General features: G+C 44.0%; 19 protein-coding genes and 2 pseudogenes. 14 read left to right on the plus strand and 7 right to left on the minus strand.

Annotated features, from left to right (window positions below; all coding sequences use genetic code 11):
• Nucleotides 1-6: 6 nt before the first annotated feature.
• Nucleotides 7-1113 (minus strand): 1-acyl-sn-glycerol-3-phosphate acyltransferase, encoded by a 1107-nt coding sequence (locus AACR75_RS09965; RefSeq protein WP_026028217.1) that lies wholly within the window; start codon nucleotides 1111-1113, stop codon nucleotides 7-9.
• Nucleotides 1114-1289: 176 nt separating this feature from the next.
• Between AACR75_RS09965 and AACR75_RS09970 the strand changes: the two genes are divergently transcribed.
• Complete coding sequence (locus AACR75_RS09970; RefSeq protein ID WP_017048979.1) at nucleotides 1290-1898, plus strand: hypothetical protein; 609 nt, start codon at nucleotides 1290-1292, stop codon at nucleotides 1896-1898.
• Between the two features lie 97 nt (nucleotides 1899-1995).
• A pseudogene (locus tag AACR75_RS09975) lies at nucleotides 1996-3678 on the plus strand (methyl-accepting chemotaxis protein); the annotation flags it as partial.
• Here AACR75_RS09975 and AACR75_RS09980 read toward each other — a convergent pair.
• Nucleotides 3678-3980 (minus strand): annotated as a pseudogene (locus tag AACR75_RS09980) (alpha-amylase family glycosyl hydrolase); the annotation flags it as partial. The pseudogenes AACR75_RS09975 and AACR75_RS09980 sit on opposite strands and share 1 nt — an antisense overlap.
• Nucleotides 3981-4252: 272 nt before the next feature.
• On the opposite strand from AACR75_RS09980, the gene AACR75_RS09985 reads away from it, so the two are divergent.
• Nucleotides 4253-4933, plus strand: coding sequence for a DsbA family oxidoreductase (locus AACR75_RS09985; RefSeq protein ID WP_013867994.1), 681 nt, complete (start codon nucleotides 4253-4255; stop codon nucleotides 4931-4933).
• 119 nt (nucleotides 4934-5052) lie between these two features.
• Here the strand turns inward: AACR75_RS09985 and AACR75_RS09990 are convergent, their stop codons facing one another.
• Together AACR75_RS09990 and AACR75_RS09995 are read right to left on the minus strand one after the other, a co-directional pair.
• Nucleotides 5053-5253: a restriction endonuclease subunit S gene (locus tag AACR75_RS09990; RefSeq protein ID WP_013867995.1), complete on the minus strand. Its 201-nt coding sequence runs from the start codon at nucleotides 5251-5253 to the stop codon at nucleotides 5053-5055.
• A gap of 58 nt (nucleotides 5254-5311) precedes the next feature.
• The gene (locus AACR75_RS09995; protein ID WP_047689971.1) at nucleotides 5312-7228 is read right to left on the minus strand and encodes a methyl-accepting chemotaxis protein; all 1917 of its coding nucleotides are present in this window, start codon (nucleotides 7226-7228) and stop codon (nucleotides 5312-5314) included.
• 282 nt (nucleotides 7229-7510) lie between these two features.
• Here AACR75_RS09995 and AACR75_RS10000 point away from each other — a divergent pair, with 282 nt between their 5' ends.
• The 7 genes from AACR75_RS10000 to AACR75_RS10030 all read left to right on the plus strand — a co-directional run bounded on the left by AACR75_RS10000 (nucleotide 7511) and on the right by AACR75_RS10030 (nucleotide 15220).
• Entirely contained in the window at nucleotides 7511-8467 is a 957-nt protein-coding gene (locus AACR75_RS10000; protein ID WP_013867997.1) for an AAA family ATPase, read from the plus strand.
• Between the two features lie 20 nt (nucleotides 8468-8487).
• A complete protein-coding gene (locus AACR75_RS10005; RefSeq protein ID WP_047689973.1) occupies nucleotides 8488-9414 on the plus strand; it encodes a DUF58 domain-containing protein in 927 nt (308 codons plus the stop codon).
• The gene (locus AACR75_RS10010; protein ID WP_013867999.1) at nucleotides 9411-9881 is read left to right on the plus strand and encodes a DUF4381 domain-containing protein; all 471 of its coding nucleotides are present in this window, start codon (nucleotides 9411-9413) and stop codon (nucleotides 9879-9881) included. The genes AACR75_RS10005 and AACR75_RS10010 overlap by 4 nt, the downstream gene beginning before the upstream one ends.
• Before the next feature lie 7 nt (nucleotides 9882-9888).
• Nucleotides 9889-10857 (plus strand): vWA domain-containing protein, encoded by a 969-nt coding sequence (locus AACR75_RS10015; RefSeq protein WP_047689975.1) that lies wholly within the window; start codon nucleotides 9889-9891, stop codon nucleotides 10855-10857.
• Nucleotides 10850-12739 (plus strand): vWA domain-containing protein, encoded by a 1890-nt coding sequence (locus AACR75_RS10020; protein ID WP_047689977.1) that lies wholly within the window; start codon nucleotides 10850-10852, stop codon nucleotides 12737-12739. The genes AACR75_RS10015 and AACR75_RS10020 overlap by 8 nt, the downstream gene beginning before the upstream one ends.
• On the plus strand, nucleotides 12733-14385 hold the full coding sequence (locus AACR75_RS10025) for a BatD family protein (RefSeq protein WP_047689980.1): 1653 nt from the start codon (nucleotides 12733-12735) through the stop codon (nucleotides 14383-14385). The genes AACR75_RS10020 and AACR75_RS10025 overlap by 7 nt, the downstream gene beginning before the upstream one ends.
• A 118-nt stretch (nucleotides 14386-14503) precedes the next feature.
• Entirely contained in the window at nucleotides 14504-15220 is a 717-nt protein-coding gene (locus AACR75_RS10030) for an SIMPL domain-containing protein (protein ID WP_026027736.1), read from the plus strand.
• Between the two features lie 47 nt (nucleotides 15221-15267).
• Here AACR75_RS10030 and AACR75_RS10035 read toward each other — a convergent pair whose 3' ends face one another.
• Nucleotides 15268-17415 (minus strand): GGDEF domain-containing protein, encoded by a 2148-nt coding sequence (locus AACR75_RS10035; protein WP_047689983.1) that lies wholly within the window; start codon nucleotides 17413-17415, stop codon nucleotides 15268-15270.
• 290 nt (nucleotides 17416-17705) lie between these two features.
• On the opposite strand from AACR75_RS10035, the gene AACR75_RS10040 reads away from it, so the two are divergent.
• Both AACR75_RS10040 and AACR75_RS10045 read left to right on the plus strand, forming a co-directional pair.
• Entirely contained in the window at nucleotides 17706-18188 is a 483-nt protein-coding gene (locus AACR75_RS10040) for a L,D-transpeptidase family protein (protein WP_013868005.1), read from the plus strand.
• Nucleotides 18189-18309: 121 nt separating this feature from the next.
• Nucleotides 18310-18654, plus strand: coding sequence for a YajD family HNH nuclease (locus AACR75_RS10045; protein ID WP_010318547.1), 345 nt, complete (start codon nucleotides 18310-18312; stop codon nucleotides 18652-18654).
• A 17-nt stretch (nucleotides 18655-18671) separates the two neighbouring features.
• On the opposite strand, the gene AACR75_RS10050 is transcribed toward AACR75_RS10045, so the two are convergent.
• Both AACR75_RS10050 and AACR75_RS10055 read right to left on the minus strand, forming a co-directional pair.
• A complete protein-coding gene (locus AACR75_RS10050; protein WP_026028221.1) occupies nucleotides 18672-18887 on the minus strand; it encodes a DUF3820 family protein in 216 nt (71 codons plus the stop codon).
• A 110-nt stretch (nucleotides 18888-18997) separates the two neighbouring features.
• Nucleotides 18998-20953: an LTA synthase family protein gene (locus AACR75_RS10055; RefSeq protein ID WP_047689986.1), complete on the minus strand. Its 1956-nt coding sequence runs from the start codon at nucleotides 20951-20953 to the stop codon at nucleotides 18998-19000.
• A 273-nt stretch (nucleotides 20954-21226) separates the two neighbouring features.
• Between AACR75_RS10055 and AACR75_RS10060 the strand changes: the two genes are divergently transcribed.
• Both AACR75_RS10060 and AACR75_RS10065 read left to right on the plus strand, forming a co-directional pair.
• On the plus strand, nucleotides 21227-21736 hold the full coding sequence (locus AACR75_RS10060; RefSeq protein WP_047689989.1) for a cytochrome b/b6 domain-containing protein: 510 nt from the start codon (nucleotides 21227-21229) through the stop codon (nucleotides 21734-21736).
• A 350-nt stretch (nucleotides 21737-22086) separates the two neighbouring features.
• Nucleotides 22087-22446: a diacylglycerol kinase gene (locus AACR75_RS10065; RefSeq protein WP_013868010.1), complete on the plus strand. Its 360-nt coding sequence runs from the start codon at nucleotides 22087-22089 to the stop codon at nucleotides 22444-22446.
• Nucleotides 22447-22771: the final 325 nt, after the last annotated feature.

Here is a 22771-nt window from a genome sequence, read left to right on the forward strand (position 1 = left end):
TAATAATTATTGCTGATTCTTTACTGGGTTGGCGTAGCTATCGAGTAAATAGCGCTGTGCCCCTTCAGGGATCTGAGTCAGCTTGCTTTCTAAGTGAGCGCGGATATCTGGCGTGATATCACTACTTTCTATCCCAGCCGCTAACTTATTTATCGGGAATAATTTGTAGTTTGCGTGAATTTGGCGATCAATCTCTTGCGCCAATGCTTCTGGCGTTTCAAATGCTTGAGTAATCACTTCACCAAAGCCAACATGCACTCGGCCTTTCTCACCGACAATGCCTTGGACAATGCTTTCAATATCTTCAAATTCCCCTTTTTCATAACGCCCATGCGTCGCTTTTTCATACAACTCACACGCTTTGGCCATATCGCACGGATCGTTTTCATATGAAATCGCGACCGGGACAATTTTGAGCGATTGAATATACTGAGCAAACTCTATTTTCTGCTTGCGCCCTTCCACATGGAACATTTTCAAAATGGCTGGATCGGTAAAATCGTTACCATCTTTTGCTCGTCCCTCTTTTTGCGCTATCCAGATAGAATTTCCAGTTTCAAGTGAGTGTTTAATGTAAGCAGATAAGGTACTGAGCGCTTTCATCATCTCGCGCGGGCCTTTAGCCGAGCGTTTCACAATAAAGCTCTTATTAAGACGCATCAGCTCTGTAGCACAAGGCTTTTTCAATAAGTTATCACCAATCGCAATACGCACAGTTTTATGCCCAGACATATACAGACCATAATTGACCAATGCTGGGTCCATCGCGATATCACGGTGGTTCGAGATAAATAAATAAGCCGTCTGTTTATCCAATTTATCGAGACCACTGAAGGTGACACCTTGTGTCGTTGATTCTAGTGTTTTCGTGAGGTATTTCTTCACTTCAAGTTGGATTGCTTCCACGGACGTGAGTTTGGCCCATTTAAACTTTAAGTATGCTTTTACAAAAGGGCTCAGTATCGATTTTAGCCAAGCAGATCGTTTGTCAAAACGATGTTGCAAAATAGCTGAGATAAATTCTTCATCATTGATTAAGCGGTCAATAGCCGCTGGAATCTCATCGTCGTTGTAAGGACGGATATCTACATAAGGATCAGTTGTGGTGGTCATATATTCATACATCAAATAAAAAGCTGGCTCATTCTACGCATAGTTGACGTAGCTCGCAGCTACAGTCGTAACAGATTCACTAAGGTCAGACCAGAATAAGGTGATTTTAGTTCGCATATTTGGCATTTTCTGTGAGACAAGGTACTCTTAGCGCCCCAAAATCAGTGAGAAGTACCATGAACTACGCGATTCAATTTGAAGCCTTACTGTCTGCTAACTTAGTTATCACCCCTCGCAAGAAAGCCATCAAACACAGTTTGATTCGAGTAATGAGCGGATTAGTACTGTGTAAACTTGGCAAACATGAATATTCAGTTGAAGCAAAGCAGAGTTTTTGGATCCCTTTTGACTGTTTATGCTCGCTGACTATTTTTCCTAATACGCAGTGGCAGCGTGTCGATTTTTCAGTACGTTTAACCGCCGATTTTTCCCATCAAGCGGGTTACGTCACCTTATCTGAACTGAGCCAAGCCGCTTGTGATCACCTGAGTCAATGTCAACCTAACGATGAAATCTATTCGCACCTTCTTCATGTACTAAAAAGTGAAGCCACGCATTTTAAACCCAAATTATCGTTAAACAACTTCAGCGAAAAGCTATCAGCGTGGCAACCACATCAAGTAAGTGAGCTACCAATTGAATGTCAAATAGCACTACGTGTTCGTGAGGCACAAAAGCGCAAACTGTCTGGCATCAAGCTGAACCAAATCGTCGATGAGCTTTTCCAAGGAAATGAACAAGAGTGCCAACAACTTGCGCTTTTAGTTCTCGGGCGAAATTTGTAATTTTTCGCTTAAAAATGGATTGTTTACTGGCTGAATGATCAATCCCTAACTATACATTTATTAATAATATTAATATTTATTGATGGAAGGGATTGCCATGAAATTCAGCCATAAGATCGTCGCGGCGTCATCTTTGCTGCTGTTGGTCACCGTTACTCTGCTGACGATACAACAATACTTCACCGTCCAAAAAGAAGTGAAGTCACAAGTTGAAGCGAGTGTAACTGAAATAGTGGATGGGGTTAGCAATACAGCTGGTGCAGAGATCAATAGCCGCAAGGCCATTGCCGCTTACGCCACTAGCATGTTGGAAGTCGACATTAACCGAGAAAGTATGTCTAAGGTCATCACAAGGCCGATTGTCAAACAAACTTTTTTACTGGCTGGGGTCGGTTTTGAGAGTGATGGCTCTTACATCAGTAATGATCCTACTTGGAACCCAGGCGCATCATGGAATCCACGCGTGCGCCCTTGGTATATTGATGCAAAAAACGCCGACAAACTGATTATTACTGCGCCTTACGCCGACTCTGCCACTAATGAAATATTGGTGTCTATTGCTACCCCAGTTAAAGATAACGGCAAATTTATCGGTGCCATCTTCTACGATGTTAGCCTTGCTGGGTTAGCAGAATTGGTCAACACCGTAAAATTATTTGATGCAGGCTATGTGTTTATTGTTTCATCCGACGGCACAACCATAGCCCACCCCCGAGCAGAGATGAACGGCAAGCCAATGAAAGAATACTTAGGCAATGCCGTTATCGCCGAAGAGCCTAAACAAGTGCTGATTGATGGCAAACACTACACACTCGATTTTTCAAAAGTCCCTGGAGAGGACTGGTATGTCGGTGTCGTTTTGGATGAAGAGATCGCCTATGCGTCTTTAGCAACACTGCGCAACAGTTCGATCATCTATACGTTAATCGCTTTAGTCTTCAGTATTGCGATACTGCTTGTGCTTATCCGTCTGTTGATGAAACCGCTTGATGCACTCAATAATGCAATACAGAACGTTGCCTCTGGTAGTGGTGACTTAACCCAACGCTTAGCCACCGACACGGATAAAGAATTCTCGGTATTAGCGGTCGGTTTCAATACCTTTACTGAAGCCTTACAACAACAAATTACCCAGTCTAAAGCCATCGGTTCAGAAATTTTACGCGGTTCGGAAATGACCTCGATGGGGTTGCAAGAATCGGCCGAAGCGATGCGTGATCAACTGCATGAACTTGAGCAATTAGCCACAGCCATGCATGAGATGGCCACCACTTCTGGCGATGTCGCCAACAACGCGCAAGGCGCGGCGTCGGCGGCAAAAGATGCTGATGATGCGACAGAATTTGGTACCAATGTTGTGACCCAAACCACTCAAGCGATTGATAATCTTTCGACGCGTATTGATGAAGCAGTAACAGAGGTAAGTGCACTAGAAAATGCAACGGCAAACATCGAAACCATTTTGAAAGTGATCAACGACATTGCCGACCAAACCAACTTGCTGGCACTAAACGCAGCGATAGAGGCGGCTCGGGCTGGAGAGTCAGGCCGAGGCTTTGCGGTCGTTGCAGACGAAGTGCGTACGCTGGCGCAAAGAACGCAGCAATCCACGACGGAGATCCGTAATATGATTGAGAAGTTGCAGTCGAGCGCTACTTCTGTTGCCAATGCGATGAATCAGAGTAAAACAACGGCAGCTGAGGCGGTCAGCCGTGCCGAAGAAGCGAATAATGCTCTGCTGAAAATCCGCGATGCTATTCAGCAAATTAGTGATATGAATTCGTTGGCCATATGGTTGAACACTACATCGGCATAAATTCGCAAGCCTAATGCGGTTAAGGTTTCAACCATCTGTTTAAAATCATGGGTATTGCCCAGTTGATTATCAATGATGCGATAATCTTGTGGCTGGTAACGTTGCCACCATTTTGTACCTTGAGCGGTTTTGAACGATTTCATCGGCGGTGAAATCAACACCGTTTTATAACCCAGTTGGAAAATTTGCTCTGCACGCTCAGCGACTAAACGATACGGCCAATCAAAAGCATGCAAAATCACATCGGTTGGTTGAACATTTGTCATACGTCAATGTCCCTGTTCATCATGGTTAACTCACAAGTTGAAAGAGGCGAAACCTCACAATACGTCACTTGTTTCTCAAAGCGCAGTTTAATTCTCTGCATTTAACGTTTTTAGAGTATAGAGAGCGTTTCAGCAATTCCATCAGCCTTATTGCAATATTGTTTGTATGAGAGAAAAGGCGTAGAGCGATAAAAAAGCGCCTAGCTTTCCAAAGGGCTACACAACAAGTCACAGTTTATGCTGATAATCTCGCTATAATTAAGGTCAGTGAATTGCCAATCGCGGTAGGGAAGAAAATGAAAAAACTACGCATTGATATCGTGTCAGATGTTGTCTGCCCTTGGTGCATCATTGGCTATAAGCGGTTAGAGCAAGCGCTGCTGGCTCTCAGCGATACCATCGATGCAGACATCCATTGGCACCCTTTTGAACTCAACCCTGCTATGCCTATAGGTGGTGAACACCTACAGCAACATTTAGCCAAAAAATATGGCACGTCGATAGAAGCAAGTTTACAAGCACGCCAAACCCTCAGCGCCTTAGGGCAAGAAGTCGGCTTTCAATTCAATTTCAGTGACGACATGCGTATTTATAATACCCGTAAAGCGCATCAATTATTAATGTGGGCGAATAGCCAAGGAAAACAATTAGAGCTGGAAATGGCACTATTTCGTGCTTATTTCACTTTCGGGCAAGCCTTAGATGACGATGATGTCTTGCTCGACCTAGTACAGAGCCTTGGTTTAGACAGAGAAATCTGCCGCGCAGTTTTAACTGATGAGTCGTGGGCGAAAACCGTTTCTGTCACAGAGCAACAGTGGTTAGAGGCAGGAATTCAAGCTGTGCCAGCCTTGATCATTGAGCAACGCCATCTTATCTCAGGCGCGCAAACGACAGAGATCCTTCAACAGGCACTCGAAGATATCGCGCAACAGCTTCCTATGACTCAATAACGTTTTCTGATAAAAAAGGGCACCACTACTGTGTGCCCTAAATACTATTGTGTACTCTAAATACTATTGTGTACTCTAAATAAACTTGTGTGCTCTAAATTAAATAAAGTGGGTTTGAATTAATGGACGGGAGTATCCGTTTCTGTAAAGAACTGTCCAAAATGCTTTTCCAGCACTTCTGGCGTCAGCTTGCCTTCCGCTTCTAGCTGCTTAAGCTCAGCCACAATCGCTTTTTGCTCTTCCAACGAAGGCAGTTTCACTTCAGGTTCACCCGCCACCTGTTGCGACAATTGTGCTAACTCTTTTTCGAAATCACTCATTTTACTTACCTAAACATAAACGTAATGGGGGAAGTGTACCGATTTCCCCCTCATGATTCTAGAGCTTAAAGCTACCCACCATTTTATCTAAACGGCCAGACAGATCACGCAGCTCTTGGCTCGCTTCTGCCAACTCTTCTGCGGTGCTGGTGGTCACTTCATTAATGGCGTTGATCTCTTCAATATTTTGATTGATTGTGTGCACCACCGTTGATTGCTCTTCAGTCGCCGTGGCAACCTGAGTGTTCCGATCGGAAATATCGTGGATCCTGTTTGAAATATTCACTAAAACGTTCACCGCTTCATCGGAAGCGTCAACCCCTTCCTGTGTAACAGCCTTACCGGAAGACATCGCCGAGACCGCATCTTTTACATCGTTTTGTAATTGATTGATCATCTTTTGAATTTCTTCCGTTGAAGAGGCCGTGCGGCTGGCCAAATTGCGTACTTCGTCTGCCACCACAGCAAAACCTCGGCCTTGCTCTCCAGCTCTCGCCGCTTCAATTGCAGCGTTTAATGCCAGCAAGTTGGTTTGTTCAGAAATACCACGGATAACACCTAAAATAGAGCCAATATCTTGAGTGGTCGATGCTAGCTGCTCCACCACTTTACCCGTATTTTCGATATCCGCGGCTAAACGACTGATGGCATCTTTGGCTTTGCTTACCACTTCACGTCCTACTTCAGTGTTATCAGCCGCGTGATTTGCTGTTTCAGCTGCCGTCGCCGCGTTAGAAGCAATTTCACTGATAGTGGCCCCCATTTGATTGATCGCCGCCACCACTTGTATAGTTTGGTCACGCTGTTCTTGGCTATTGTCATGAGTTCGCGTCGATTTTTCCGACACCCGACCCGCCGCCGACTGCAATGCATGGCTGGTAGAAGCGACTTCTTTCATCGATTGATGAATCTTCTCAATAAAACCGTTGAAGCCCGCTGATAATTGAGCGATTTCATCGCGGCCCAATACCTCAATCCGTTGCGATAAATCACCATCGCCTTTACCTAAATCGGTAAAGCGTTGTGCAATCTGTTTAATTGGGTTGGCAATACTATTAGCGAGAAAAAGACCCATCAAAATAAATAAACCCGCCACAGCTAAGGTTGTGAACAACATTTTTTGCGCAACGGCATTTAATTCGGCGAAGACTTCCGACACAGGTACTGAACCAATCACAAACCAGTCCATCGATTTCACGTAGACACTAGCGACAAAAACATCTTGGTTTTGATAGGTTGTCGAAATCAGGTTGAAGCGGCTTTTATTCAATAGTTGGTTTGCGTTTGAGCCGTACAATTGTGCTAATGAGGCTTTAGCTTTCTCTTTTTGGCGATGGATTTGCACTTCCCCTTTCGAGTTGGTCAAAAAGACAAAACCTGTGTCCTCGATTTTAAATCCATTGAGCAGGTTCACCATGTCATCCATTGATTTCGACAAACCAGACATCGTATCGCCACTGACATTTTGGTAGTTGGCAAACATTTTTACTTCGCCACCCGCCTCTTGGAACATACTGACCATGGTCTTTTGTCCCGATTGCGTAAAACCAAAAAACCAGCCATCTTGCTGTTGATTAAGCTGACGCAGAAAACCATTTTGGTTCCAGTAATACGCCGTTTTTCGGTTAGCCACAGAAGCATCATTTAACGAATATTGATCGCGTACATTATTGAGCTGCTTAATCAGCATCGCCTCAGCGTCAGCATTAATATCGGTCGTCTGAACGGCTTGCTTGATGAATTCATTATTGGCTAGTTGCTCAGCAGAAAAGAGCAATTGCGATACTTCTCGATCTATCTGGCTACTGATTTGATCAAGTAACGAGGGAAGTTCGATATCAATTAATCGGTGCTCCAGTACCTCTCGAGCTTGACGCTGCGCCATTACACCAACGATAACCGTCGAAGCGAGTACCGCGAACGTAATTCCTAATACAACCTTTTGCTTAATACTCATCGAATTAAGTTTGAACATTATTTGCGCTCTTTATTATTGGCTTGTCATGAATAACTTTTTTGTATCGGCAACAAACCCTCTCTCTTGAGAAATTTATCGATAGAATCGATTTATCTTCACGTAGAATGTGATCATGGCCAACAATGGTTGTTCCTAAGCATAGTCGAGTATGGTGACCAAACATTCTTTCGTTTCGCCAAATGGATAATAATTCGCCAATCAGTTGATGTATCACACTTTTCATGGAACTTTTCGAATCAATAAATTACTAATTCAGCAAAACAGCAGGAGACCCATTCAATGCCATCGCACGCGTTTCAATCGCTACAACACTATTTAAATCAGCAAGTCATAGGCCAGACAGGTTTGGTTAAACAGTTATTAGTTGCACTTCTTGCTGATGGGCACATTTTGGTCGAGGGGCCTCCTGGCCTTGCAAAAACCCGTGCCGTGAAATCACTCGCCGATTGCATAGAAGGTGATTTTCATCGAATCCAATTTACGCCTGATCTGCTCCCCGCCGATTTAACCGGTACCGATATCTTCCGCCCTGAAACAGGTGAGTTCACTTTTCAAGCGGGCCCGATTTTTAACTCATTAGTATTGGCTGATGAAATCAACCGCGCTCCAGCCAAAGTACAAGCTGCGATGCTCGAGGCGATGGCCGAAAAACAGATCACGGCAGGTCGAAAAACCTACCCGTTACCTGAACTTTTTTTAGTGATGGCTACCCAAAACCCGATCGAGCAAGAGGGTACTTATCCTCTACCCGAAGCGCAGTTGGATCGTTTTTTATTGCATTTAAATGTTGATTATCCAGACGCTGAAAATGAACTCGCCATTTTACGTTTGAACCGCGGGGAAGCGCAGGGAATTGAGAAAGTCTCTCCGCCAACATTAAGCCAAAGCGATATTTTCAGTGCTCGACAAGCGGTGCTGAACATTCACATGGCCGAACCTATTGAGCAATATATTATTCGCCTGATCATGGCAACACGTAAACCCGCAGACTACGATGCCTCGTTGGCACTATGGCTAGAGATGGGCGTCAGCCCGCGAGCAACCATCGCGCTTGATCGATGCGCTCGCGCTCATGCATGGCTCAGTGGGCGTGATTTTGTCAGCCCTGAAGATGTTCAAGCGATGGTATTTCCGGTTTTGCGCCACCGTCTATTATTGAGCTACCAAGCACAGGCTGAGGGCGTACATCCCAACCAAGTTATCACTCACTTACTTTCACTGGTTGGTAGTGCTTAGCACTAAGACTAAGGTTTACTATGCAAGAGTCACTTCCACCGTTTAGTACGGGTGTCACACTTTCATTGGCTGAACTGTTGCCTTACAAGCAGCACGCTATTCGCTGGCTGCCACCTGCTAAAAGTTTATGGACGCAAGTATTGGGGCAGCATCAGAGCAAGCAACTCGGCCGAGGAATGGACTTTGCTGAGGTCAGGCAATACCAAGCAGGAGATGATATTCGGACCATCGACTGGCGCGTTACTGCGCGTACGGGAAAGCCTCATACCAAACTGTTCAGTGAAGAACGAGAAAAACCCGTCATTCTTTACGTTGATCTGAGCCGCTCTATGCAGTTTGGATCGCAGTTAATGCTCAAATCAGTGCAAGCGGCGCACATGGCAAGCTTGCTAAGTTGGTTAAGCATTGCCAATAAGGACCGAGTGGGCGCGGTGATTGATACTGGTTCGACACTGGTTGAGTTAAAACCGACTAGCCGCCAAAAAGGGCCATTACAGCTGTTGCAACAGTTGGTGACACTACAAAACCAACAGCTGCTGGAGCTTGATAAAACGAAATCACACAGCATGCAGCGCGGCCTAACTGCGTTGAATCGTTTGTGCCCTAAAGGCAGTGAAGTGATTTTGATCAGTGACTTCGTCCATTTCAATGCCACATTACAACCAATACTCAACCAATTGCAGCGACATAATCGTGTAAAAATTGTGCACATTTACGATCCATTAGAGCAAGGAGAGACCCAATTTCGCGGTGTAGAACGCGTAACCGATGGCCAACAGACGAGCTGGCTCAACTTTTCGAAAAATAGTACGCGCTTAGGGTTAAAAAAAGCCTTTGAATCTCAAAAAGAAAAACTAAAATCATTGAGTCAAACTATGGCAATTTCTTATACCTCACTCTCTAGTGAGAAACCTTTGTTGCAACAACTATCCGGATATAAAGAATGAAGGAATCATCAATAGCTACACTTTTAGATTTAAGCGCGATGCAACTGCCTGAGCTACCCTCTTGGTTTCCCTTGGCTTGGGGATGGTGGGCAAGCGCGGCGGGCATACTGCTCTGTCTGCTGATTCTGGTGTTAGCCATTCGTTGGCGTCGTAAACGCTTAGCCCCGAAAAAAACGGCGCTGCGTTTACTCAACCCCCAATTTGGGCATTTAACTCCTTCTTCAGCGATTGAGCTACTTCGTCAAGCCGCGCTTTGTTACTACCCTCGTATGGAAATCGCACATCTTACCGGCAAAGAGTGGTACACCTTTTTAGATTCACAAATTTCTTACCCTCTTTTTGTTCCCAATGAAACATTGTGGCAGCAAGCGTTATACCAAAAGCAGAAAACAGAAAACAGTCAAGAGCTGATTAATCACTGCTATCAATGGGTTAATGATGCTTTGCCGCCTAAAAAACGGAGATAGCTAGGCTTTGGCAAATATAGAGTTATTGTGGTGGTGGATGCTATGTCTGCTGCCACTCCCGCTGGTCGTTTATCGATTCTTACCACCAGCAAAAGAAAGGGCAGCGATTCACCTGCCCTACCTTCCTAAAGATAATCAGCGTCAAGCACCAAACCAGATCATCGCTAAAATCATTGCGAGCGTTATTTGGTGCTTAGTATTGATCGCCGCAGCCCGTCCAGTGTGGTTTGGCGACCCGGTTATTGCTCAGCCCAAACACCGAGATCTGATGCTGGTGGTTGACCTCTCTGACTCCATGAGCCAAGAAGATATGCTGCTTGGCGATCAGTACATTGATCGTTTGAGCGCCGTTAAAAATGTGCTCTCTGATTTTATTGACAAGCGAGAAGGCGATCGCCTTGGGTTAGTCTTATTTGCCGATCACGCCTATCTACAAACGCCTCTGACTCTGGATAAAAACACCATTCGCCAGCAGCTTAATCAAGCCGTCCTTAAGCTGATCGGCACCCAAACCGCCATTGGTGAAGGGATTGGACTTGCGACCAAAACGTTTATCGATAGTGATGCCCCACAGCGGGTGATGATTTTACTCAGCGATGGCAGCAATACCGCTGGCGTGCTCGACCCAATCGAAGCTGCGAAAATTGCCCAAAAATACAATGCCACCATTTACACAGTCGGTGTTGGCGCTGGCGAAATGATGGTCAAAGAGTTTTTTATGACTCGAAAAATCAATACCGCGGAAGATTTAGATGAGAAGACGTTAACACAAATAGCGACCATGACTGGTGGCCAATATTTTCGCGCACGAAATAGCCAAGATCTGGCCAAAATATACAACACCATTAATCAATTAGAACCCATAAGCCAAGCAAGCCAAACTTGGCGTCCACAAAGCGAATGGTTTGGTTATCCGTTGGCGATAGCGCTCGCGCTTTCTGTACTCTTAGCGCTACTAAGGAGAAATCATGTCTGAGTTTGTTTTTCTTACACCTTGGTGGTTAACCGCACTATTCCCCTTAGCACTGCTGCTGGGCTGGTTCACGTTGCGTGCCAAACGACACTCTTTGATAGCACCTCATCTGGCTAAGGCAATGGGTTTGAGCGATAAAAAGCATAACGCGGCCATCGTGATCATCAGCGTCAGTTGGCTGCTCGCAGTACTGGCGCTAGCTGGTCCGAGTTTTGAATCTCAAACACGCCCCAGTTACAGCAATAGTAACGCGCGCGTATTAGTGATGGACATGTCACTATCGATGTACGCTACTGATATAAAACCCAACCGCTTAACGCAAGCGCGTTATAAAGCGCTCGACTTACTCACACAATGGCAAGAAGGTAGTACAGGGCTTGTCGCCTATGCTGGTGATGCCTATACCGTTAGCCCATTAACCACCGACACCGCAACCCTAAGCAACTTAGTGCCCAATCTATCACCCGATATTATGCCCTACCCCGGCGCAGATGCAGCTCGCGCGGTTCAATTAGCCATCGACATGATGAAAAATGCCGGCCTTGCACAAGGTGACATTGTGTTATTGACCGATGACATCGACTCACAAGAGCAAGCTCAGATTGAAACACAGCTTACCAATACGCGTTGGAAATTAGTGATCTTAGGCATTGGTACACAAGCGGGCGCGCCCATTACGCTCAGCGATGGCAGCTTACTGAAAAATGCACAAGGGCAGACCGTAGTGGCCAAGACCAACTTTGCCAATATGCAGTCGCTCGTGCAGAATATAAATGGATTATTTACGCCAATCAGCTTAGACAATAGCGATGTCGCAATGATCGCTAAGCTAGACCAAAACGAACAACCACACAGTACAACCAAGAGTCAACAAATGGTGAAAGAGCGCGTTAACAATGGCTATTGGTTAGTGCTGCTCCTCATTATCCCGTGTTTGCTTTTGTTTCGCCGTGGCGTCATTTTTTCTTTATTACTGCTCTTCATCCCTACACTGCACAGCAATAGTGTACAGGCTTCTCCTTGGCTAAATAGCAATCAACAAGCCAAAAAAGCGTTTGATGCAAAGGAGTATCAAGCGGCCAGTGAACAATTTACAGACTTAGAGTGGAAAGGCATCGCTCAATATCAGGCTGGAGAATATCAGGCAGCGGTGGAGACCCTCTCTCAACTGCCACAAGACAATGTGCGAGTGCAATACAACTTGGCCAACGCCTACGCGCAAAATGGAGAATTGGAAAAGGCCCAAACCTTGTATGAAGAGGTGTTAAAGCGCGACCCAAACCATAAAGATGCTCAGCATAATTTGGAAATCGTAAAAAAAGCGCAGCAACAGCAACAGCAACAGCAACAGCAACAGCAACAGCAACAGCAACAGCAACAGTCTGGTGAGCCTTCCGATCCAAATCAAGATCAAAATCGGTCGGAAAATAAAAATAATGAACAGAATAAAAACGATGCACAACAACAAGATGGCGAACAAACCGGAGATAAACCTGACGACCAAAGCGATGGCTCACCGCAGAACGACGACTCTCAGTCTTCGCCTCAATCGGCACAAAGTAAAGATGAGCAAGGTGAGCGATCCAAGGCCAACACGGCGGATGAATCGCCTGCCTCTCAACAGCCGACTGAAGCAACTCAAACAAATGAATCAATGAACAACGAAGATGAGGTCAGTGACAAAGAAGCCTCTGAGCAGCAAACACAAAAGCAATCGCAACAGCAAGGCGATAGCCAAACCGTTGACCCGCAACTTCGTAAGCTAGAACAAGTCGAAAGTGCACGAGATCCTAGTGGCTTACTCAAAGCACAATTGTTGCTACAAGCAAGACAACGGCAAGAAGACCAAGCACAACCTCCACAAAATAACAGCAAGAAGTGGTAAGTATGAAATCGATCAAGCGTTCATTTTGGGCTGCGATTATCAGCCTAGTTTCTGTTGCTCTACTGAGCTCGGCCGCTAACGCGGCTGCACTTTACGCCAGCGTCAGTAAAAATAAGGTCGCGAAAAATGAAGTATTCCAATTACGAATTGTTGCCGATGAAAAAGTATCGACCGATGCGATCAACTTTAAGGTGTTAGAAGGCGATTTTTTTCTCGGCCGCCCAAGTTTTGGTACTTCGGTGAACATCATCAATGGCGATCGCAGCACGCGCAGTGAATGGAATGTATCGTTGGCAGCCAACAAACTCGGCATACTGACCATTCCTAGTTTTAGCGTCAATGGGGCAACTACTCAACCGATCGCGATTCAAGTTATCGCTGATGGTGAAGCGCCCAAGCAATCTGACCTTGTTGAAATACAAGCCGATCTAGAACGTAGCAAACTCTACCCGAGTGAAAGCACTTTTCTCAATGCTCGCCTAATCATCAAAGCTGACCCAAGAAGGCTGCAAAATCCACAAATTACACCACCCGCTGTACAAGGATTAGAACTGACGACCGAGGGAGAAGCTAACCAATACCAAAGCTTATTGGATGGGGTTGAAGTCACCGTTGTAGACCAAAAATTTAGAGTCACGGCCCAAGAGGCAGGAACTTTCACGTTATCCGGCCCTGCGTTTAAAGCTGGCCTCATCTATGGTAACAACCAAACGGGCAGCACCCGCTTGCTGCAAGTCGATATTCCGGCCAAAACCTTTTCGCTCACCGTACTGCCGAAACCAGATAGCTATCAAGGCACTTGGCTACCTACACCAAAACTAACACTCAACCAAACGTGGCGAGATGCCACAGGGCAGATCATCACCGCCGAGAGCTTTAAAACCAAAGTAGGTGAATCGTTGACTCGTGAATGGATTCTGACAGTGAAAGACCTTACGCAGACGCAGTTGCCTAACCTCTCAGTGCAATATCCAGACTCAATTCGGCTCTATGCTGAAAAGCCTCAGTTTAAAAGCTTAGATAATGGCGATGTGCAAATGACGCTAAAACAAGTACTCATCCCAAAAACCGTCGGTAAGGTTGAGCTAGCGGATCTCACCGTCAGTTGGTGGGACACCAAAAACGAATCTCAGCAAAGCGCGCAAGCCAAAGGATTAAAGCTAGAGGTTTCGCCAGGTGAATTACTCAACCCATCCACCTCTGTGCTGACACCACCAACAGTACAAACCGTCACCATTAAAGATGCAGGATACTGGCCCTACTTTACCGCATTTTTTGCACTGTTATGGATGGCTACTATGGTCGTTGCTTGGTCATTTCGTAACGCGCCACAGACAGCAGCACTGGGAACCAACACTCATCATCAACCGCTTGAAGGCCACCCATATCAACAGTTAAAAGAAGCGGTACAAAGCCAAGATGGTGCCAAAATCAGCTATTACTTCACCCTCTGGCGCGATTCAGTCATATTAAGTGATGAAGAGAAAACCGCACTAGATGCACAAGTCAACCAGCAACTTAAAACTTTGTACGCACCTCAGAAAAGTGATTGGGATGGCTCAGCGTTAATCTCTATGATTGATGCCATTCAAAAAAAGCAAACTAAGCGCCAGAATAAAAAGTTAGAATCTCTGGCAAAACTCTAACCGAAAATAGCTGTCGAAATCACAATATCAAATCTAAGGTGTGTTGTTATATCCAAACGACTAGCCGCTGTGACTTCAAGTCATTTTGGGACTGTTGCCAACAAAAGGAAAACAAGGCATGCAAATAAAAAGTAGCGCTTCATTGATCATCGGTTTGAGTTTAATACTCGGGCTCGCAACCCTCGGTTACTTTGTGCAGCAAACGGCTGTGAAATATAAAGAGTATGAGCGCGTGGTGACCGTTAAAGGATTATCAGAGCGAGAATATCCCGCCGACACCGTTGTTTGGCCGATCCAATTTAGTGTGGCCGATAATGATTTACCCACCATGTTCAACACGATTGAAAAACAGAGCCAACTGGTTACCGCATTTTTAGCTCAACAAGGCATTGATGAAAAAAGTGTCTCGCTATCATCGCCAGCGGTGATCGACAAAAAAGCACAGCAGTATGGTGGAGAAAATTTAGTCGAGTTTCGTTATTTAGCGAACCAAACCATTACGGTGTACAGCAATCAAGTTGACCTAGTGCGCGAGGCCATTAATAAGCTCGGCAATTTAGGAAAACAAGGCATCGTTTTTAATCAAGATCCTTACAACAACCGCGTTGATTATTCATTCTCTGGACTGAATGAAATCAAACCCGACATGATTGAAGAAGCGACCAAACAAGCAAGAGAAGTCGCAGAGAAATTTGCCAAAGATTCGCAAAGCTCACTTGGCAAGATTAAACGCGCTTCACAGGGACAATTTAGTATTGTGGATCGTGATAACAATACTCCTTACATCAAAAAAGTACGCGTCGTTTCAACGGTTGAATATTACCTCTCAGACTGAATAATCTGCTGTTCTCATTATCCTTGCCATGACTCGCCGCGCCAACACTATGAATTTGGCGCGGCGACTTTATCACTTCGAGCATGGTGTTTTTGCTCAGAGTAACCAACGACTTGGTTTCTACCATTATCTTTTGCTTGGTAAAGTGCCTTATCTGCTTTGCTGTACATCTCCTCAAACTTAAGTTCACTGGGAAGGTACTGGGCAATAGTGTAACCAATCGAGACACTTAAGCAGTCACCATCAGGGTTCTCACTATGTTCAATCTGCTCTCGTTCAATACTAAAGCGTATGCTTTCAGCCAACGCTTTCACTTCTGCTGCATCGCGGTTGGCCACCAACAATATAAATTCTTCACCACCAATTCGGCAAAAGAGTTCATTCTCTGCCTGAGCATGTTGGTTGAGAATATGGCCAATACGAATCAAAGCAATATCCCCTTCCAAGTGACCGTAGTAATTATTAAATAAACCAAAGTGATCAATATCAAGCAAAATTAAACCATAACTTACGGTCTCATTTTGTACTCTCGAACCGATGCGTTCCAATAAATGAGCTAACATCCGACGATTTCCAAGGCGAGTTAATGGATCCATTTTGGCCATTAAGTCCAGTTTGTCGTTCACTTTTTGTAACTCATAGGTACGGTTACGCACCTCAATTTCTAAATTCTCATTCAGTTCACTGATCGCCTGCTGAGCACTGGTGCGCATCAATACTTCGGTTAAATTCGAGGCGAACATGCGGATCACTTCTCGCAGTTGTGAAGTCAGTGGTGAGCGGCGGATCAAATTGTCCGCAGCAATAAAAGCAATAGGTTCGCCATTGTTGGTAAGCATGGTCATGGCTGTCCAGCCAAAACCAACAATGTTGCTGTCATGATAAATAGGGACTGACTCTTCAAACACCACCTCATTGGGGTTGGCTTTGGCCATATCAACAATCATATTATTGGTGGTCCCAGAACGAAAATACGATTCATCCACAATGTTGCCTTGGATATCGGTTCCCCACGTTCCTTGAATGTACGAGCAGTGTTTATCGGTCAAAAACACTGCCATCCGATCAATGCCCATGCGGTTAATCGCAAAACTGACCGCCGATTTGCACACGTCACTCACCGTCATACAACGTGACAGTTCAACCATGCTCGCATGCAACATGCGAACATTTTGCTCCTGACGCTTGCGAATATAAATTTGCGCAAGCAATGAACCAAAAGATTCCAACATCTGCTTTTGGTATTCAGTTATGGGCTGTCGATTAATGTAGTTATCAATCGCGATCCAACCAATGGTTTCATTACCATCACGTAGGATTAACATCCCATTCCACCCTTGTCCTACCACATTTCCTGCCGTGTATAGAGGGGCATCGTCGATCAACACCAAACTTTTGGTATCATCAGAAAGACCGCTTAAATAACTTTCTTCTAGCTGGTGCAAATCGTATTGGGTATGGTGTTCGCTCACCGTTTTTCCGCTTTCATCCGTACCATAAGTTCCGCTAAAACAACGTTTTTTCATATCAAGAACTAAAAAAGCGGCTCGATCAAATCCTAAGCGTGTTTTCGTTACATCAACGGCCGCTCTGTGCAGTGCATCTAAATTGTCTGGGTTAGCCAGTTCAATCGCTAATTGATGAACCAGCTTCATGTTATCAATGAACATTTCGCGCTGTTTAATTTCATCCAAATACTTTGCTTCGCGGATATCTCTATTTTTAAACTCTTTTGCCGCTTCAGATTCCGCGCGAAGACATTGCCAACGAGCCGCAATCAGTTGCAAACAATCGAGCTCTCCGGATTCTGTTTTCGCATGAATGTTGACGTTATCAATTGCCTCAAGCAGCAAATAGGTTCTTAAATCAGGGTGGTTATCTAACATAAAAAGATAAGACTCACCGCCCATCACACTACGGTAGTCCCAATTGCAGGTGTTGATCGCTAGTGGAATTAGACCATCTGAGGTGTCAAATTGTGCGGCCCAATTCCAAAAGGTATTTGGATAATTTTGCAGAGCAGTCGGTAAGTTGTACTCAAATAATGACTCATGGCGCTTGTTTAATGTTGGGGCATGAAAGATCCGCATTGATTTGGGAGAAATGAAACTTTGAAGAAAATCAAACGTTGCTTCCGCGAGCATACGGTGGTTGCGAGCAGAAGAAATCTGTTTGAGTAAAGTACGGGAGAACATATGAGCGGCCTGACATTTTAATAATTTTCATTGCAAAATTAGACAAAAGATCATGTGCAATCAAACTCTTAAAAAGGTCGCTGTTAAGTCGGCCGCAAATTTGCACTCTATGTTTTTACATCCTAGAGTTAACCTACATTTTTGAGATTCTGTTTCCATTTATTACATGGTTAACCCTATTATTTTTAGTATTGTCTTATTTACAAGACAACATTGACAACTAGCCACGTTCATTCTTCCGCTGCATAATGTTTCTCTATTTGCCACATTATCAGTACTGACACTCTCTTATGACCCGATACTTTAGGCTACTTTTGTTTCTATGTTTTTCACTCAACAGCGCAGCGGCTGAGATTGATCTGGTCAAAGTGGATAAATCTAAGCGTCGCATGTACTTAATCTCGGGACAGCAGATCATTCAAGAGTATCGAATTGCCTTGGGTAAAGAACCCAAAGGACATAAACAGCAAGAAGGCGATCAACGTACTCCAGAAGGTCGATACTATCTTGAAGCTATCAGTAATGATTCTGGCTATTATCGTTCGATTCATATCAGTTACCCGAATCATCAAGATAAAGTGCATGCACAGCGCTTAAACATCAATCCCGGTGGTGATATAAAAATCCATGGTCTAAAAAATGGCGACAAGCAACGACCAGAATATGTGCAAAGTTTTGATTGGACTAATGGGTGTATTGCACTGACTAACTCAGAAATGGATGAATTTTTGAGCCTAGTCAAAGAAGGCACGCCGATTGAGATTGAGTGGTAAAAGTGACACTTACGCTAAGGTGTGAGGGCGTGCATTAAAATAAATCACACAAACTTTGATTAGCGCAGATTTTTGGTTTTTAATATCGAAAAAGTATTTTTAATCAATGGTTGGAATTAACATGTCGTCAGATTTTTATGGTTCAAGTGCCAATTATGCTCGTAAAGAGAGCGGTTACCGAGAAAAAGCACTTAAACTTTACCCTTGGGTGTGTGGCAATTGCGCGCGTGAATTCGTTTATTCAAATTTACGAGAATTAACTGTGCACCACAAAGATCACGATCACACCAATAACCCTGAAGATGGCAGTAACTGGGAGCTTTTATGCCTCTATTGTCACGATCATGAGCACTCTAAATATTCAGACCACGACCGATTTGGCGCTGAGCCTGTTGCGAGATTAGACGATCATCAAAGCGCGACCTATAACCCCTTTGCCGATCTCGCCAAACTGATGAAAAAATAACGCGGTTAGCCACTAGATCACATACGCTTTAGTGGCTTAACCACGCTATCCAATCCTTCAATTTTCAACGCTAAGCAAAGTTGCAGCAAACGCCCGAGCTCCCCTTCAGGGAAGCCCTTCTTATCAAACCACAGCAAATACTCTTCTGGTAAGTCGATAAGCGCTCGCCCTGCATACTTACCAAACGGCATTGGCATACGCGCAAGTTTAATCAGGTTCTCTTTTTCTAACATTTTGCGTCTCACAAACTGGCTAAACTTGTTTAAGTCCAACCAGTTTATGTTTCTCAGCCACTTTTGGGTACTGATTTATCGCATAACGCTGTAGGTGGATAAAAATATAATCAATATGAATCAGATGCGGTGTAGTAGTTTTCTTTAAACGCTAAGCTTCCCCACATAGCATTGGCATGGGCACGTTTAACCACTTCTGGATCCAACTCTTTTTCTGTCAAGGTATCTGATTTAAAATCATATTGATAAGTAGAAATACCTTGCTCAGGCCGAATAACAACCAGTTGGTTGTCTGCTGTCATATAGCCATAGTTTTTATCTCGCTGCATCATTACTCGCTGCTTCTCAGCAGGAACATCATGAGTTAAATCGAACCCAATCATTGGGTTTTGGCTACTGATACCGGCCAAAGAAAGCAGTGTGGGTGCAAGGTAAATTTGACTAACTAGACGATCGTCAATGCGGTGTTCAATGCCGCCACCAAAAATCACCGCTGGAATTCGAAAGTAATCGACTGGTACTGGCTGATTACCCTGTGTTCTAGCATCATGATCTGCCACAGCAACAAACACCGTGTTATCCCAATATGGTGACTTTTTCGCTTTTTCAATGAACTGTCCAAGCGCATAGTCTGCATATTTCACCGCATTTTCCACCGTTTGCTTTGGCTCATTATACGGTTCAATCACGTTATCAGGGTATTCAAATGGGCTGTGGTTCGATGAGCTAAAAACTAAGCTAAAGAACGGTTTACCTTCACGACTCATCTTCGTAAATTGCTGATCTGCCTTATTGTAGAGATCTCCATCTGACGCGCCCCATGAACCAACATATTTAGGCGAATCAAAAGTTGGGAAGTCTTGCATATCGACAAAACCGTTACCTAAGAAGAAACTCTTCATATTGTCAAAGTGGCTTTCACCACCGTAAATAAATTGTGTGTGGTAATTTCGAGACTTTAATAAATCCGCAATTGAAAAGAAATTCGTTTGGCTTTTACCTAGCTTGACCACCGAACGAGCAGGTGTCGGAGAAAACCCAGTGGTCACCGCTTCAATACCACGAACAGAACGCGTTCCCGTTGCGTACAAACGGGTGAATGCCCACCCCTCATCAATCAGTTTATCGATATTGGGTGACGCATCGATACCACCAAGGCGGCTAACATAACGTGCACCGTGACTTTCAAGCAATAGGATTACGATATTTTTAGGCTGGCCTTGATAGGTCGCTTGGTGCATTGCCATGCTAGGTTGTTGTGCAGAGACAAAGTCTTTATTGTCGACATTCATGGATGCACGAATTTCTTGGACGATCTCCTGCTTATCCATTTTCGGGTAAAACTCGAAAGCACTCGCTTCAGATTTCATCTGTTTGGCAGCAAAAATCGCTGAAAATGAGGAGTTTAACGTTAAATCATTCACCAAAGGGTCACTAGAAAAAGCCACCATCGCCGGATTTAATGGACGGTGTCCCAGTGAAGAACGCGCCCCCAAAATACCAATAGCCACAACAAAAATAGCAATCAGCGGACGCCAATACCATTTAGGAAAGCTTAAGTTCGAAACAAGCTGCTTGCTCCATTTCCAACCGACAAAAAGTGTGAACGTGGAAACTACGGCACCAAGGAAAAGTTCAAATTTATAGCCACTCCAAAGCATACTGAAAACTTCTTTGGGATAAATGAGATATTCGATAAAAATTCGATTAGGTCGCAGATCGTACTCGATAATAAACGGCGGTGTTGCTGCTTCCATGTAAACAATCAGCCACAAGCCGCCGGTAATCCACACACGTAAAAACCAATGCCAAACCCGACCGACAGCATGATCGCCAGACAGTAGGCTAGATAACAACGCTGGTAGAATAAGCAAATAACAAAGAGAAACAATATCAACTCGCAGACCACTTAAGAAAATGGTCAGCCATCCACCAGCATCACTCACCCGTTCAAAATGCCAGATAGCCAGTCCTAAACGAGAAACAAAAAAGATAACTAACCCCACCACGAATACAGCAGCAATTGGATAGAGAGGCCCTAAGTAGGGTTTGATTTTATTTAGCATAAATTTCGACAACTATTAAGATTGAATGAATGATTAGATAATACGTTAAGGCATTGATAAAATAAATAAGTTCCATTTCATTTTGTAAAACGAAAAACTATCGCCTATTTTATCTTCATGCGTTAAATGTCTTAAGTTTTTCTTAAGATTAATATGGCAAATTCCTTTATCGAACACTGACAGAATTAAGAGTGGCGGGATTTATTTAGATTAATTAAACGACAGAAATCCATTTCAATCTTGATAATATAAACAAAATAGAGGAACGCTAAAATGCCTAAAACTTACAAATGGGATCTATTTGTTCGCTTGACACATTGGATTGTGGCGGGATCTTTCTTAACCAACTACCTCATAACAGAAGAAGGTAGTAAAACACACCAATGGATTGGCTATCTACTGATGATCACGATATGCCTTCGTCTCATTTGGGGTCTTATTGTCCATTCCCCTGCTCGCTTGTCTGCCTTTAAGCCTTCAATACACAATGCGTTTATTCACATAAAGCAAGTAATAGAAACAAAAGAAGATCACCATGAAGGGCACAACCCAGCTGGAGCTGTGATGGCCTGGATTTTGTGGTCTGGCCTCCTCCTAACAGGACTTAGCGACTGGGCAACACAACTGGACATATTATGGGCAAATGGCTGGCTCAGCGAATTGCATGGAGCGCTCGCAAATCTAACGATGCTGGCAACGATAAGCCATATAGCCGCCATTGTGATAATGAGCCACTGGACTGACCACAATTATTTAAAAAATATGCTGTTACATAAAAAATAGAAATATGTTCATTGAACCTGAGTGCTTAGGTTCATCAGGTTTAATCGACTAAGTAACAGTGGTGTATTTACAAAAAGATCCGTATTTAATGCTCTATTTAACTTTTAATTAGTATTCATGACTAAAGGGGCCGTCTAAATTTTAATCATTACTATGGCGATTTTTGTTAATAGAGATAACATCAACTTTGTATTATTTCAAAAAAGTGACATGGCAATGAATTTTCATATAGAAAAATAATAGATAGATACAGTATGCTACATCCGATAGCACTTTTTAATAAGATGAGAGTCAACTCAAGCTATCGACATTTTTATTATCTCATTATTAACTATTAGGTTACTCACTTTATGAAACCAGGCCGTACAGGAATAAGTCGTTTATTTTACGCTACAGGTTATTCAATGAAAGGCCTTCAGGCTGCATGGAAAAATGAAGCCGCCTTTAGGCAAGAAATCGTCGCTTCTATCATTCTAATTGCGATCACTTTTTTCTTGCCGGTCAATGAATTAGAACAGCTAATGATGATCGGTAGCTTAGTACTGATTGTCATCGTTGAGCTTATGAATTCAGCCGTGGAAGCTGTAGTTGATCGCGTAGGTAGTGAGTGGCATGAGCTCAGTGGCCGTGCGAAGGATATAGGATCAGCTGCGGTTTTGATTGCACTACTTTTTGCTGCATTTACATGGATTTTTATTTTGGTACGCTAAATGAAATGAGCGTTTGAAAATTATTCGTTTTCTTACGTCGGTATTAGTTTTCTCCTAGCGCTATGTTTTGCCACCGCCGTTAACTTGCTTGTTTATTCTGTAGTCGCAGAGTAAATGCTGTTCAAAAAAAGCGCCCCAACCGGAGTAATACCGATCAGTTAGGAAATTTTCGAGATCATTTGACCGATCTTTAAAAGGCTTCAAAATCCGATATTAGTTATCAGTGGGTCATACTGGTAGCGGTACCACCATCGGGCAGTTCTATATGTGTGAGCCTGTCATCTCCATTCCAAACAAAACGGGTGGTTTTTGGGCGGAAGCCGTC

It is taken from the genome of Vibrio sp. ZOR0018 (assembly GCF_963865925.1).
Classification (GTDB): Bacteria; Pseudomonadota; Gammaproteobacteria; order Enterobacterales; family Vibrionaceae; genus Vibrio; species Vibrio anguillarum.

Bases quoted from the DNA above. Each gene is read 5' to 3' on its own strand.
- AACR75_RS09965 (WP_026028217.1), bottom strand. From the start codon at position 1,113: ATGACCACCACAACTGATCCTTATGTAGATATCCGTCCTTACAACGAC.
- AACR75_RS09970 (WP_017048979.1), top strand. From the start codon at position 1,290: ATGAACTACGCGATTCAATTTGAAGCCTTACTGTCTGCTAACTTAGTT.
- AACR75_RS09990 (WP_013867995.1), bottom strand. From the start codon at position 5,253: ATGAGTGATTTCGAAAAAGAGTTAGCACAATTGTCGCAACAGGTGGCG.
- AACR75_RS09995 (WP_047689971.1), bottom strand. From the start codon at position 7,228: ATGTTCAAACTTAATTCGATGAGTATTAAGCAAAAGGTTGTATTAGGA.
- AACR75_RS10000 (WP_013867997.1), top strand. From the start codon at position 7,511: ATGCCATCGCACGCGTTTCAATCGCTACAACACTATTTAAATCAGCAA.
- AACR75_RS10005 (WP_047689973.1), top strand. From the start codon at position 8,488: ATGCAAGAGTCACTTCCACCGTTTAGTACGGGTGTCACACTTTCATTG.
- AACR75_RS10010 (WP_013867999.1), top strand. From the start codon at position 9,411: ATGAAGGAATCATCAATAGCTACACTTTTAGATTTAAGCGCGATGCAA.
- AACR75_RS10020 (WP_047689977.1), top strand. From the start codon at position 10,850: ATGTCTGAGTTTGTTTTTCTTACACCTTGGTGGTTAACCGCACTATTC.
- AACR75_RS10030 (WP_026027736.1), top strand. From the start codon at position 14,504: ATGCAAATAAAAAGTAGCGCTTCATTGATCATCGGTTTGAGTTTAATA.
- AACR75_RS10035 (WP_047689983.1), bottom strand. From the start codon at position 17,415: ATGTTCTCCCGTACTTTACTCAAACAGATTTCTTCTGCTCGCAACCAC.
- AACR75_RS10040 (WP_013868005.1), top strand. From the start codon at position 17,706: ATGACCCGATACTTTAGGCTACTTTTGTTTCTATGTTTTTCACTCAAC.
- AACR75_RS10045 (WP_010318547.1), top strand. From the start codon at position 18,310: ATGTCGTCAGATTTTTATGGTTCAAGTGCCAATTATGCTCGTAAAGAG.
- AACR75_RS10050 (WP_026028221.1), bottom strand. From the start codon at position 18,887: ATGTTAGAAAAAGAGAACCTGATTAAACTTGCGCGTATGCCAATGCCG.
- AACR75_RS10055 (WP_047689986.1), bottom strand. From the start codon at position 20,953: ATGCTAAATAAAATCAAACCCTACTTAGGGCCTCTCTATCCAATTGCT.
- AACR75_RS10060 (WP_047689989.1), top strand. From the start codon at position 21,227: ATGCCTAAAACTTACAAATGGGATCTATTTGTTCGCTTGACACATTGG.
- AACR75_RS10065 (WP_013868010.1), top strand. From the start codon at position 22,087: ATGAAACCAGGCCGTACAGGAATAAGTCGTTTATTTTACGCTACAGGT.